Here is a 14,299-nt window from a genome sequence, read left to right on the forward strand (position 1 = left end):
GGTAAGACTTTTGAAACTTTTATTTGGTGGTGCTTACAATGGTAAGTTAAGATATGTAAAAGAAAATTTAGGCATAAAAGAAGAGGAGATATTTTACTGTATCAATGAAAAAATAGACTTCTCTAAAAAAGTTATTAGTGGAATAGATAGATTAATTTATTTCAATGCCTTAGAAGGAAAAGAATCTTTAGCTTTTTTTAAGGAAAATAAAGACAAGCTCAAAGGAAAAATTTTAATTTGTGATGAAATATCTTCTGGAATAGTTCCTTTAAAAAAAGAGGAAAGATTATGGAGAGAAGAGACAGGTAAGGTTCTTCAGTTTTTATCCAAAGAAAGTGAAGAGGTTTATAGAATATTTTTTGGAATACCAACGAGATTAAAGGGTGAATAATAAGATGATAATTTATTTGATTAGGCATGGAAAAACTTATTGTAATGAAAAGAAGCTTTATTGTGGAATAAGTGATGTGCCTTTAAGTGAAATAGGAATAAGTGAATTAGAGGAAAAAAGAAAGAGTGTGAAGCTTCCAGAGTGTAAAAGGAATTTTACAAGTGGAGCAAAGAGAGCTAATGAAACATTTAATATTTTATATCCAAATGAAAAGTATGAAGTTGTAAAAGAGTTTGGAGAATACAACTTTGGAGAATTTGAGCTGAAATCTTATGAAATGCTAAAGGAAGATAAGAAGTATTTAGATTGGATTCTAGATGAAAGTAAAGGAGTTTCTTGCCCTAATGGTGAATCAAGAAGAGATTTTGAAAAAAGAATGAAAAAAGCATTTTTAAAATTACTTTTAATGCTAGAAGAACAGGGAGAAGAGGAAGCTTTAATAGTATGTCATGGAGGAAGCATAGCTTGTATTTTAGAACTTTTTGAAAAGGAAGGATTAGACTTTTATACTTATCAACCTAAGTGTGGAGGTGGATATAAATTAAAAGTTGAACAAGATATCGAGAATTTAGAAAAAGAATTTTCAAGTCTAGATTTTGAAGAAAATATAGAAAATAATCTAAGACTAGAAATAATAGAAAGGTTTTAGAAATGATAAAAATTATAATAGGATATGTTTTAGACCTAATAATAGGAGATCCTAATAATCCATATCATCCTATCAGATATATAGGAAAATTAGCTTCTAGTATGGAAAAGCTTTGGAGAAAAGTATTTAAGAAAAATCTTAAGTTAGCAGGTTTTTTTGCATGGTTTTTCATAGTAGCTATAACTTTTGGAGTAACTTTAGGGATTGTACATATTGCAAATTTAGTTAGTCCTATTTTAGGAACTTTAGTATCAGGAATACTTATTTATTTTTGTATTTCAGCAAAAGGGCTTAAAGTTGAAGGTCTCAAAGTAATTAAAATTTTAAATACAGGAGATATAGTTAAAGCTAGAAAACAATTATCATATATAGTTGGTAGAGATACTACTAATTTAGATGAAGAAGCTATAGTAAGAGCTGTAGTAGAAACAGTTGCTGAAAACATGTCAGATGGAATTATAGCGCCTTTATTTTTTGCTGGAATTGGGGGAGCACCTTTGGCTTTCTTGTATAAAGCAGTAAATACATGTGATTCTATGTTTGGTTATAAAAATGATAAATATAGAGAATTTGGGTTCGTCTCAGCGAAACTTGATGATGTGTTCAATTATATTCCAGCTAGATTGACAGCTTACCTTATAGTAATAGCTTCATTTATTTTAAGGCTTAATTATAAAGAAAGTTTTAAAATATATAAAAGAGATAGATACAATCATTCAAGTCCTAATAGTGCTCATCCAGAAGCAGCGGTAGCAGGGGCTTTAGGAATAAGGCTTGGAGGAGCAAACTATTATTTTGGAAAGCTTGTAGAAAAACCAACTATAGGAGATATTAAAAAGAAAATAGAAATTTCAGATGTTTATAATACTAATAAAATTTTAGGATTAGTTTCTTTTTTAGGAATGCTAATAGCTATTATTATTAGATATATCTTAGAGGTGATTATATGAACTTAGGACATGGCGGTAATGTAGAAGAAATAAAGAGAATTTATGGGTTAGAAGAAAATGAAATCATTGATTTTTCAGCTAACATAAATCCTATGGGGATCTCTGAAAAAGTAAAAGAGGCCATGATTAGAGGAATAAATTCTATAGAAAGATATCCAGATATAACTTATTATAAGCTTAAAAAAGAAATTTCAAGTTTCGAAAAAGTAGATTTAGATAAAATAGTCTTAGGTAACGGAGCTGCAGAAGTGATTTTTAATATAGTAAGAGGAATCAAACCTAAGAATGCTCTTATAATAGCACCTACTTTTTCAGAATATGAGGATGCTTTAAACTCTCTAGAATGCAAAGTAAATCATTACATATTAAAAGATAGATATTCATTAGATAATAGATTTATAGATGAAATAAATGATGATTTAGATATAATATTTTTATGCAATCCAAACAATCCAACAGGAGCTTTAATAGAGAAAGATTTTTCTTTAAGAGTGTTAAAAAAGGCAAAGGAAATGGATGTAAAAGTTGTTTTTGATGAATCATTTTTGGATTTTGTTGAGGATAATGAAAAATACTCTGTTATTGAATATCTAGATGATTTTAATAATTTAATTGTGGTTAAATCATTAACTAAGCTTTTTGCTTTTCCTGGTATAAGGCTAGGTTATGGATTAAGCTCAGATTTTGAAATGATAAAAAAAATAAATTCTGTTGCTACTCCTTGGAGTGTAAATACAGTGGCAGATTATGCTGGAAGAGAAGCCTTAAAAGAAGTTAAGTATATAAAAGATAGCATAGCTTACGTAAAAAAAGAGAATGAATTTTTATATAATGGATTAAAAGCATTTAAAGACATTAATGTTTTTAAAGGAGCTGTTAATTTTCTATTTTTTAAATTAAGCAGAGAATTAAATTTAAGAGAAGAGCTAATTAAACAAGGAATAATAATAAGAAGTTGTAATAATTATATAGGTTTAGACAATAGTTATTATAGAGTTGCAGTTAGAAGAAGAGAAGAAAATGAAAAACTTTTAGAAGCGCTTTCAAAAATTTTAAAATAGCTTATTTACATTTTTATTCTTATAAAAAGATAAATTTAAAGTAGGTAAGGTGTTTGACAATAATAAAATATAATAATATAATCAAGTTGATTGATTCATAATTGGTGTGAATTCACTTAATAGGGAATGAAGTTAAAATCTTCAACTACCTCAGTAACCGTGAAGCTGACAAAATCTCAATATGTCACTGCATTTTATGTGGGAAGACGAGATGGAGGGTGAAGCAAAGTCGGGATACCTGCCTTTTATGCGAATACTATTATCTTCTGAGGGTAGGGTAATAGGATGCGTACGCTTTCAGAATATACTTAACATACCTTCTAATGGGTATGTTTTTTTATTTTCTACGTATTAATCTTAAACCTCAAATATTTAATTGTTAAGTTTTATGAAAGAAAAATTTGATTATTAGTGATGCTTTAAACTTAATTTAAGAAATTTCAAATTTGCTTTTATAGGTTGTAGGGATACTTAGCAATATTAAAAAATACATATTAAAATCATTAATTAAAATCAAATAGGAATCCTTCATATGACTTAAGAAATTACAAAGGTAAAAATGGAGGAAAAACATGAAAAACTTTAAAAAAGTAATTTCCCTAGTAACCTTAACAGTAATGTCATTACTGCTATTGGTTGGTTGTGGAAGCAAAACGGTAACAATGAAAGATATGGAAGGGACTGAATTTACAGTACCGAAAAAAATCGAAAGAATAGTGTCAACAGCACCGTCTAATACAGAAATATTGGTAGGTTTAGGTTTAGGTGATAAAATCGTAGGTGTTGATAAATACTCAGCAGATGTAAAGGGATTAAACCCAGATATACCTAAAATAGATTTTAGGAATCCAGATGCTGAGGCTATTCTAGCTCTTAAGCCTGATGTAATAATAGCTTCAGGTCATAACAGAGAAGGTAAAGAAGACCCATTTAAGGTTTTAAAGGATGCTGGAATACCAGTAGTATATATTCCAACTAGTGAAAGCATTGATGGAATATACGAAGATATAAATTTCTTAGCTAAGTTAACTGGAACAGAGGCTGAAGGAAACAAAATGGTTGATGAAATGAAAAGTGAAGTAAACAAAATTAAAGCTATAGGTGAAACTATAAAAGATAAAAAAACTGTTTACTTTGAAATTGGATCAAGTCCAAATTTATATAGCTTTGGAAGTGATACTTTCTTAAATAATTTATTAACTATAGTTGGAGCAGAAAATGTATTTGCAAATGAAAAAGGCTGGATTTCACCAAGTGAAGAAGCCGTTATAAAAGCAAATCCAGATGTAATTTTAACAAATGAAGATTATATTGAAAATGCAACAGATTTAATTGCTAAACGTCCAGGTTGGAATACAATAACTGCTGTTAAGGATAATCAAATATTCTTAGTAGATAAAAATGCAACATCACGTGGAAGTCAATATGTGATAAGTGCCTTAAAACAAATAGCAAAGGATATTTATCCAGAACAATATGCAGGAATCTAAAAAGAGAAAATTGCTAATAACACTATCTATTCCATTAGTATTATTAGTACTTTGTATTGGAACTTCTATTGGAAGTTCCAATATTAATATATGGGATACTATTTCTATAGTTGGAAATAAGATTTTTGATATTCCACTTAGAGCTGGTATCAAACCTGAAGACGTAGCAATTATTTGGGTAATTAGATTACCTAGAGTTTTATTAGCCTTTGGGGTTGGAGCTGCTCTTGCAGTTAGTGGAGCTGTAATCCAATCAATTTTAAAAAATCCTTTAGCATCACCATATACCTTAGGGGTTTCATCAGGAGCTTCCTTAGGAGTTGGAATATACATAGTTCTTGGTATAACAATACCTTTTATAGGAAATTTAGCTATGCCTATTATAGGATTTTTATGTGGAGTTTTTACTATTTTTGCAGTAATAATTTTTTCAAATAAGGTAGATAGAGGACTTTCAAATAATACCGTAATATTAGCGGGAATGGTTCTATCGCTTTTTACTAGTGCCATGTTAACAACTATAACAGCATTATGTAGTGAGGATATAAAGGCTATTACTATGTGGCAAATGGGATCATTTGCTATGAAGAGTTGGTCTTATGTTTTTGCTGGATTTCCATTTTTTATAATTGGAATCTTTATGGTATTAAGATATACAAAAGAAATGGATATTTTAAGTTTTGGAGAAGATAGTGCAAAGACTGTAGGTGTTGAAACTGAAAAGGTAAAAAAAAGACTACTTATTTCAGTTGCTATTTTAACTGGAAGTGCAGTTGCTTTAAGTGGTGTTATAGGCTTTATTGATCTTATAACTCCTCATATAGTTAGAAAAATATTTGGTTCTAATCATAAAATAGTAATACCAATGTGTATTATACTTGGTGGAACACTTATGGTACTAACAGATTTAGTTTCAAGAACATTAATTTCACCATCAGAATTGCCAGTAGGAGCAATTACGGCTTTAATTGGAGCACCATTTTTTGCTTACATTTATTTTGGAAAAAGAAGTAGGTGATATTTTGCTAGAAGTTAAAAACTTATGCTGTGGGTATGATGGTAATGATGTTATACATAATATATCCTTTAATATTAATAGAGGAGAAAATATTTCTATAATAGGACCAAATGGGTGTGGAAAATCCACAATTTTAAAAGCTTTAGCTAACCTCATAGAATATAGAGGGGAAATAAAGCTAGACGGGGTAGAGATTAAAAAGATAAAAAGAAAAGAGTTAGCTAAAAAAGTTGCATTAATGAGTCAAAATTCTGAAATATATTTTTCTTACACTGTATTTGAGACCGTTGCTTTGGGAAGGTATGCTCATATAGATGGTATTTTTTCAAGGCTTAGTAATGAGGATAAGGATATAGTTTTAAAATGTATTGAAAGTGTTGGTTTATTAGAAGAAAAAGATAAATTAATAAATGAGTTATCAGGTGGACAACTTCAGAGAGTTTATTTGGCAAGAGCATTTGCTCAAGAGCCAGATATATTACTCTTAGATGAACCAACTAATCATTTAGACTTAAAATGTCAAATTGAAATTTTAGATTATATAAATAAATGGACAAAAGAAAATAACAAAACAGTTATAGGTGTTTTACATGACTTAAATTTAGTTCAAATGTTTAGTAAGGATGTAATTCTTGTTAAAGAGGGAGAAATTTATAGTAGTGGTAAAGCAAGAGAAATATTAAATAGCTCAAAAATTAAAGATGTCTATAAAATAGATATAAGAAAATTCATGCTAGAAGCATTAGAAAAATGGAAGTAGGTGGACAATATGAAAAAGAAATTTGTTGTATCATATAGTTGTGGAAAGGATAGTACATTATCATTATATAGAATGATAAAAGCTGGACATACTCCAGTAGCTTTATTAGTTACTGTTGATAAAAAGGTTTTAAGAAGTTGGTTTCATGGAATACCAGATAAATTATTAAAAGATGTTGCTAAGTCATTAGATATTCCTATGGTTTTAGTAGCTAGTAACGGAAAAGAAAATTATGGAGAAACTTTCGTAGATGCTTTAAAGAAACTTAAAGAAGAAATGGGCGCAGAGGCTTGTGTTTTTGGAGATATAGATTTAATGGCACACAGAAATTGGTGTGAAGATAAATGTGAAAAAGCCGGTCTTGAAGCTATTTTTCCACTTTGGGAAGAAGATAGAGAAGCTCTAACTTATGAATTCATAGATAGTGGATTTAAAACTGTAATCAAAAATGTAAAATTAAGTATTTTAGGAGAAGAATTCTTAGGTGAAGTTTTAACTAAGGATGTAGTTGAAAGATTAAAAGCAGCAGGTTCAGATGCTTGTGGAGAAAATGGAGAGTATCATACATTTGTTTATGATGGACCTTTATTTAAAGAAAAAATAAACTTTGAAACTGGAGAAAATATATTAACAGAAACTCATGGATTTTTAGATATTAAGTAGGTGTGTTTTATGAAGTATAGAGGAATAATGCTACTTGGAACAGCATCTTCTGTTGGAAAAAGTACTGTTGCCGCGGCTTTTTGTAGATATTTTAAGAAAAAAGGATATAGTGTTGCACCTTATAAAGCATTAAATATATCATTGAATTCTTTTGTAACTAAAGAGGGAGATGAAATAGGGAGAGCTCAGGTGGTACAAGCCGAAGCTTGTGAAATTGACCCTAAAGAATATATGAATCCTATTTTAATGAAACCTAGTGCAGGGTTTAAAACTCAAGTAATAGTTAGAGGTAAAGTTTATTGCACTATGGATGCTTATAAATATAAAGACTTAAATAAGTATCTTAAAGAAAAGGCAAAGGAAGCTTATGATGATATTTCTAAGGATTATGATTTAATAGTCTTAGAGGGATCTGGTAGTTGTGCTGAAATAAATTTAAGAGAAACAGATATTGCAAATATGCAGACTGCTAAGATGGCAGATGCAGATGTAATCTTAGTTGCTGACATTGATAGAGGAGGAGTTTTTGCTTCTATTGTTGGTACTATAATGCTTTTAACTGAAGAGGAAAGAAAAAGAGTTAAAGGAGTTATAATAAACAAATTTAGAGGCAAAAAAGAATTCTTTGAACCAGCTATGAGACAAATAGAAGAAATAATAAATATACCTGTTTTAGGAGTTATGCCTTACTTTGATTTAGACATAGAAGAAGAGGATAGTGCTTCTATTAAAATTAGAGAGGGAAATAATAAAGGGGTAGATATAGCCATAGTTAGATTACCTCACATGTCAAACTTCACTGATTTTAATGCTCTTTCAAGAATAAAAGATGTTGGAATAAGATATGCGGAAAATACTAAGGACTTAGATAATGCACATATGATAATAATTCCAGGAAGTAAGAATACTATAGATGATTTAATTTACTTAAAGGAAAGTGGTTTTAAGGATAAGATTCTTGAAAAGAAAGCAGAAGGAAAATTAATATTTGGTATCTGTGGAGGATACCAAATATTAGGAGAAAAAATAATTGATTCTCTTGGAGTTGAAGGAAGTATTAGAGAAGAAGAAGGATTAGGACTTTTAAACATTAAAACATCTTTCAATAAGCAAAAAACTACAAAGCAAGTAATTGCCTTTGATTCAGAAGGAAATGAAGTAAGTGGATATGAAATTCATAATGGAGAAAGTATTCCAACAAAAGAAGAACTTGTTTGGTTAAAAGACCAGGAAGATAATGCTCTAGGAATGAAAGATGAAGCATCAAAAGTTTTAGGAACTTACATTCATGGAATATTTGATGAAGGTGACTTTGGAATTAAGCTTATTAATAAGCTTAAAAAGGAGCTAAACTTAGAAGAAAGTCATGAAATGCGTTATAAGGATTATAAAATAAGTCAATATAATAAGCTTTGTGAACTTTTAGAAGAAAATATAGATATGGACTATGTTGAAAATCTAATTAGATCTTAATTTTAGACAGTGTATTAAATATTATTATTTAATACACTGTTTTTTTAGGGTTTTTTATAATACTTTATTATTAGTTTCAAGTAAATTTTAATTTTTATTAAAAAAATTTTGTATTGGTAACTTAGGTTACAGGATAAAAAAGACTTATAGTATAGAATAATAACTGTTGAAGCGACAGCTTAAAAAACTAAAAATAGTTTAGATAAACAAAGGAAAAAGTTTTGAATAAATTGGAGGAATATTAATGGAAAATAAAATGTTTTGTTTCCAGTGTCAAGAGACTGCTGGATGTACAGGATGCACTAAGTTTGGAGTATGTGGAAAGTCACCAGATTTAGCAAGAATGCAGGACTTATTAATATATACAACTAAGGGGTTATCAGAAGTAACTACTAGATTAAGAGCTGAAGGAAAGAAGATAGATTCAAAAGTTAATCATTTAGTAACTATAAACCTATTTACTACAATAACTAATGCAAACTTTGATGATGAAATATTCTATGAAAGAGTAAAAGAAACTTTAAGAGTAAAAGAAAATTTATTAAGCACTTTAAAGAATAAAAAGAATTTATCAGAAGCTGCACTTTGGAATGCTTCTAATAAAAATGAAATAGATGAAAAATTAAGCTTATTACAAAAGATAAAGAATGCTTTCTCAAAGAAAGAAGAAATTTCACTAGATTCAATATTAGATGAAAAATCAACTAAGGTAGGAGTTTTAGCTACTAAGGATGAAGATATAAGAAGTTTAAGAGAACTTATAATATATGGTTTAAAAGGTATGTCAGCATACATGAAGCATGCTAATGCATTAGGATATGACAAAGAAGAAATAAATGCATTTATGCAAAGTACATTAGCTAAGACTTTAGACGATAGTTTAACAATAGATGAATTAATAGCTTTAACTCTAGAAACTGGTAAGGTTGGAGTAGATGGAATGGCATTACTTGATAGTGCAAATACAGGAACTTATGGACATCCTGAAGTTACTAAGGTCAATATAGGAGTTAGAAAAAATCCAGGTATATTAGTATCAGGACATGATTTAAAAGATTTAGAATTATTATTAAAGCAAACAGAAGATACAGGAGTAGATGTATATACTCACTCAGAGATGCTACCCGCTCATTATTATCCAGCATTTAAAAAGTATTCTCATTTTGCAGGAAACTATGGAAATGCTTGGTGGAAGCAAAAGGAAGAGTTTGAAAGCTTTAATGGTCCAATATTAATGACTACAAACTGCATAGTACCTCCAAAGGATAGCTATAAAGATAGATTATACACAACAGGAGCAGCAGGCTTTGCTGGATGTACTCACATAATAGGAAACTCAGAATCAGATAAAGATTTCTCAGTTATAATTGAACATGCTAAGAAATGTAAAGCTCCTAAGGAAATAGAAACAGGAGAAATTATAGGTGGATTTGCTCATAACCAAGTTCTTGCCTTAGCAGATAAAGTAGTAGAGGCAGTTAAATCTGGAGCAATAAGAAGATTCTTTGTTATGGCTGGATGTGATGGAAGAGCTAAATCAAGAAATTATTATACTGATTTTGCAAAGGCATTACCAAAGGATACAGTAATCTTAACAGCTGGATGTGCAAAATATAAATATAATAAATTACCTTTAGGTGATATAAATGGAATTCCAAGAGTATTAGATGCAGGACAATGTAATGATTCTTACTCACTTGCATTAATAGCATTAAAACTTAAAGAAGTATTTGAACTAGAAGATATAAATGATTTACCAATATCATTTAACATAGCTTGGTATGAGCAAAAAGCTGTAATAGTATTATTATCACTATTATATTTAGGTGTTAAAAACATACACTTAGGACCAACATTACCAGCATTTTTATCTCCAAATGTTGCTAAAGTTTTAGTTGAAAACTTTGGAATTGGTGGAATTACAAATGTTGAAGATGATATAAAAATGTTTTTACAAAAATAAAATTTAATTTATATATTTTAAAAAAGAAGAGATATAACTAAAAGTTATATCTCTTTTTTACAATTAAATTTAATGGCAAAAAAGTACAATAAAAGTACAAAAAATTACAAAATCACTTAAAAATAGGTACTATAAATGGTAATATATAAAAGGCATTATTTAACGAAAAAAATTATTATATAATAAGAAAATAGGACGGATTTTTAAATGAAATTTAAAGTTATAATATATGCGTTAATAATTTTTATATTTGGGGCCTTTATAGAAGGATATAGAATTTATTTGGAAAAAACAAATAATTATTCTTATGCAGATCAGTTCATAGAAATAGTAAAACTTGATGAAGAAAGAGAATTAAAATCAGATAAGTTACAAGAGCTAAAATGTGAATTAGAGAAAGAAATAATAAATTCAAAAGATGAGATTCATTTAAAAAAAGCATATTATTCCTTAGGATCAATAGAATATTTAGAGAAAAATTATAATAAGGCTATAGAATTACTTTTAAAGGCAGAAAGTTATATAGATAGAAAAATAGACTGTGTAGATTTAATGATATATAGTGCTTTATCAACTAATTATTTAATGATAGAAGAAAAAGAGGAATCTGAAAAATACTTTAATAAAGCAAAAAAAATGGCTTTGGATAATAAAAAAAGTGATGAGTTAGCAAATATGTATTATGCAAGAGCAAAAGCTATTTTATCTATTAATGGAAAACTAAGTGATGCTATAGTTTTAATGGAAGAATCTATAGAATTCAACCAGAGTTATGAGAATCGTATAAGAGCCTACTTACTCCTTTCAACAATGTATAGATTAAGTGGGAAATATGATTTATCATTAAAATATGATGAATATGCTATAGAAATAGCATTAAAGCATAATGATAATAAAAATTTAAATGCTTGTATAATTAATTTAGGAGAAAATTATTATGTAAAGAGAGATTATAACAAGGTTATATCCGTATATGAATCTTTAATTGAAAGTGGTAATGTTACAAGTCCGGAAAATAAGTTAACTATATATGGATATTTATTAGAAAGTCATTTTGAAGTTGGTAATTATAGTAAGGTACAAAGCTATGAAGAAAAATATTTAAGTACTATAAAAGAATTAGAGGAAGAAGAGCAAAATAGAGAATATATTTGGTTATATTTAGTTTTGTCAGATATAAACTTACGAGAGAAAAAGTTAGAATGTGGAGAATATTATTTTAGCAAAGCTAGTGAATTATATAATAAAGATAAAAGTGATGCCTATGCTAATACTGACATACTTTTAAAGAAATTAGATATAAATATAAATTACATAAAAACAGATGATTTTAAAAAAGCTATTTATGAATATGAAGAGCTATTAAATGAGATAAAATCGAGAGGGATAAGTACTGATATTTTATATTCAGTAGCTTATTCAATAGCTAGAATAAGTTATGAAAATGAGGATTACGAAAAGTTCTCTAAGTATATAATCTATATGTATGAGGAATTTAATGAAATTAGTGCTAATTCTAGTACAGATGATGCTTTGGTTAGATTGAATAATGATCTATTCAATAAAGATAGAGTTAAAGATAGAAGGAAAATCTATTCTTTAAGTGGATTACTTATTATAGCAATAGTAACTATTAGTATTATACATTTAAAAAATAAAAAGATAAAGAATTTAAATAAGGAATTAGAATTAGCTATACTAACTGATGGGTTAACTAATGTATATAATAAGAGATATTTATATAGGGTATTAGAAGATAGTATAAATAAATGTACAAGTTTAGTTTTTATAATGATGGATATAGATTATTTTAAAAAATACAATGACAATTATGGACATATGAAAGGAGATGAGGCACTTATAAGTGTTGCTAATATTATTAAAAATGTTTTTAAAGAAGATTATGTTTTTAGATATGGAGGTGAAGAATTTTCAGTTTTATCAGAACGACCTAAAATGGATGTCATAAAGGACATAGAAAAACTAATGAATGACTTGCATGAAAGAGATATAAAGCATGAATATTCAAAGATTAGTGATAGAGTAACATTAAGTATAGGTGTTAGCAAGTCTACTATTATTTCTAAAAAGAATATTGAAGAATTAATACGAGATGCTGATAAAAAGTTATATGAGTCAAAGAAAAAAGGTAGAAATAGATATACAAGTTAAGTTTTATTAATTTAAAGAAAAAATCTTAAGAGGAAATAAAGAGAGTATGGAATCTGAAAAAAGACAAATTATTAGTGGATTAATAATAATCAACTTTATTTGTTTAGGAGTTATATTGAAATTTATATCATTAAATAATAAAAAAAATAAATTGAATTCTATTTTAAAAACTAACTTAGATATATTGAGCAAACAGATAAATTATCAAAGAAAATATTGGAGTGAAGATCTAAGAAATCATGAGGAAATAAAAAGGTTATGGCATGACATGAAAAATCATTTAAATATAATAACTGCTCTATATGAAAATGGTGATTATCATGAATTTAAAAATTATCTTAAGTCTTTAAATAATGAGATATCAAGAGTGCAAAGAAAAAGTATAACGAATAATAAAATCTTAGATGCCCTACTTAGGGGGAAAGTAGAGTTATGCAAGGAAAATGACATAGATATTAATTTAAATATACATATAAAAGAAAGTTTACCAATAGAGAATATAGATCTTTGTATAATATATAGCAATTTAATAGATAATGCTATAGAGGCTTGCAATAGAATTAATGATGATAGTGAAAAATATATAATAATAAGTAGTAGATCTAATAAATATTATTTATATATAGAGGTTGAAAATAGTATAAGTTTTTATGAAGAATTTGATAAAAAGAATAAAGTTTTTAGAACGAAAAAAAAAGATAAAAAAAATCATGGGATTGGCTTAGAAAGTATAAAAAAAAGCATAGAAAAATATGATGGTCAAATTAAGTTTTATTATGATGATAAGAGGTTTAATGTAGCTATTTTAATAAAAATGAGGTGATAAGAACCTCATTTTTTTATGTAGATTTACATCTAAAGTATTCAAAAAAGATATCCTTAGTTTTTCTTAAATAAGATCTGCTTATAGGAATAATATTATTATTTAAAGTGATAATTTTAGAATTCTCTATTTTTTTTATATAATTTAAGTTTACCAAATAACTTTTGTGACATCTTATAAAGTTTTTTGAAGTGAGAGTATCTTCAATATTATCTAACTTATCATAAAATGAAATTTCTGAATAATTAGAACAAACAATATTTATCTTCCTTAATTTTGATTCAAAAAAGATTATATTATCTAAATTTATTCTAAATATACTTTGCTTATTTTTTACAGTAAAAAAATTATTTTGGGAATTATTGAAGTTATTTATAAAATCTAAAATTACATATTCTAATTTTAAATAAGAGACTGGTTTTAATAGATAGTTATAGGCGTGTACATCATAGCCATCTAAAATATAATCTTTACTGGTACTTATAAATAAAATTTTAACTTCAAGATCTAAATTACGTATTTTTTTGGCTAAATCTAGGCCATTTAATCCATCCATAAGTATGTCTAATAATATCAAGTCGAAAGCTATAAAGCTGTTCTTTTGAAATTCTAAAAATTCGTAGCTAGATGAAAACTTAAATATATTAGCTTCTAAGTTATTCTTATTTAAAATATTTCTCAGCATATCTTCTATTAAATTTAAGTGATATTTTTCATCATCACAAATAGCAATTTTAATCAAAAAAGAACCCCCTATTGATTTTAGATATGTAATTATTATATAGCATTAAATAAAATTTATAAACAAAAAAAGGTAATTAGTCTACAATTTAGTCGAAAATAATAAAAAGCACTCTTTAATTACATAAAAAGTAAATATAGTAAT

At 27.4% G+C, this 14,299-nt stretch carries 13 protein-coding genes and 1 riboswitch; of the genes, 12 read left to right on the top strand and 1 reads right to left on the bottom strand.

Annotation, left to right across the window (positions count from 1 at the left end; translation table 11 throughout):
• Window positions 1-10: 10 nt before the first annotated feature.
• From AC2A4K_RS08290 to AC2A4K_RS08345, 12 genes are all read left to right on the top strand, one after another.
• Window positions 11-391: a bifunctional adenosylcobinamide kinase/adenosylcobinamide-phosphate guanylyltransferase gene (locus tag AC2A4K_RS08290; RefSeq protein ID WP_322503414.1), complete on the top strand. Its 381-nt coding sequence runs from the start codon at window positions 11-13 to the stop codon at window positions 389-391.
• Window positions 392-395: 4 nt separating this feature from the next.
• Window positions 396-1,040 carry a histidine phosphatase family protein gene (locus tag AC2A4K_RS08295; RefSeq protein WP_322503413.1) on the top strand — a complete coding sequence of 215 codons (645 nt, stop codon included), beginning with the start codon at window positions 396-398 and terminating at the stop codon, window positions 1,038-1,040.
• A gap of 2 nt (window positions 1,041-1,042) precedes the next feature.
• Window positions 1,043-1,990: an adenosylcobinamide-phosphate synthase CbiB gene (cbiB, locus tag AC2A4K_RS08300; RefSeq protein WP_322503412.1), complete on the top strand. Its 948-nt coding sequence runs from the start codon at window positions 1,043-1,045 to the stop codon at window positions 1,988-1,990.
• A complete protein-coding gene (cobD, locus tag AC2A4K_RS08305; RefSeq protein ID WP_322503411.1) occupies window positions 1,987-3,051 on the top strand; it encodes a threonine-phosphate decarboxylase CobD in 1,065 nt (354 codons plus the stop codon). Before cbiB ends, cobD begins: the two co-directional genes overlap by 4 nt.
• 85 nt (window positions 3,052-3,136) lie before the next feature.
• Window positions 3,137-3,311, top strand: a riboswitch (cobalamin riboswitch).
• A 312-nt stretch (window positions 3,312-3,623) separates the two neighbouring features.
• Window positions 3,624-4,541: an ABC transporter substrate-binding protein gene (locus AC2A4K_RS08310; protein ID WP_322503410.1), complete on the top strand. Its 918-nt coding sequence runs from the start codon at window positions 3,624-3,626 to the stop codon at window positions 4,539-4,541.
• On the top strand, window positions 4,528-5,559 hold the full coding sequence (locus AC2A4K_RS08315) for a FecCD family ABC transporter permease (protein ID WP_322503409.1): 1,032 nt from the start codon (window positions 4,528-4,530) through the stop codon (window positions 5,557-5,559). The genes AC2A4K_RS08310 and AC2A4K_RS08315 overlap by 14 nt, the downstream gene beginning before the upstream one ends.
• A 4-nt stretch (window positions 5,560-5,563) precedes the next feature.
• Window positions 5,564-6,319, top strand: a complete 756-nt coding sequence (locus AC2A4K_RS08320) for an ABC transporter ATP-binding protein (protein WP_322503825.1) — start codon at window positions 5,564-5,566, stop codon at window positions 6,317-6,319.
• A gap of 9 nt (window positions 6,320-6,328) precedes the next feature.
• A complete protein-coding gene (locus AC2A4K_RS08325) occupies window positions 6,329-6,982 on the top strand; it encodes a Dph6-related ATP pyrophosphatase (protein ID WP_322503408.1) in 654 nt (217 codons plus the stop codon).
• 9 nt (window positions 6,983-6,991) lie between these two features.
• Window positions 6,992-8,455 (top strand): cobyric acid synthase, encoded by a 1,464-nt coding sequence (locus AC2A4K_RS08330; RefSeq protein ID WP_322503407.1) that lies wholly within the window; start codon window positions 6,992-6,994, stop codon window positions 8,453-8,455.
• A 244-nt stretch (window positions 8,456-8,699) separates the two neighbouring features.
• Window positions 8,700-10,418 carry a hydroxylamine reductase gene (gene hcp, locus AC2A4K_RS08335; protein WP_322503406.1) on the top strand — a complete coding sequence of 573 codons (1,719 nt, stop codon included), beginning with the start codon at window positions 8,700-8,702 and terminating at the stop codon, window positions 10,416-10,418.
• Between the two features lie 207 nt (window positions 10,419-10,625).
• A complete protein-coding gene (locus AC2A4K_RS08340) occupies window positions 10,626-12,590 on the top strand; it encodes a tetratricopeptide repeat-containing diguanylate cyclase (protein WP_322503405.1) in 1,965 nt (654 codons plus the stop codon).
• A 46-nt stretch (window positions 12,591-12,636) separates the two neighbouring features.
• On the top strand, window positions 12,637-13,413 hold the full coding sequence (locus AC2A4K_RS08345) for a sensor histidine kinase (RefSeq protein ID WP_322503404.1): 777 nt from the start codon (window positions 12,637-12,639) through the stop codon (window positions 13,411-13,413).
• Between the two features lie 16 nt (window positions 13,414-13,429).
• Here the strand turns inward: AC2A4K_RS08345 and AC2A4K_RS08350 are convergent, their stop codons facing one another.
• Window positions 13,430-14,155, bottom strand: a complete 726-nt coding sequence (locus AC2A4K_RS08350; protein WP_322503403.1) for a LytR/AlgR family response regulator transcription factor — start codon at window positions 14,153-14,155, stop codon at window positions 13,430-13,432.
• Window positions 14,156-14,299: the final 144 nt, after the last annotated feature.

This window comes from Clostridium sp. LIBA-8841 (assembly GCF_057782475.1).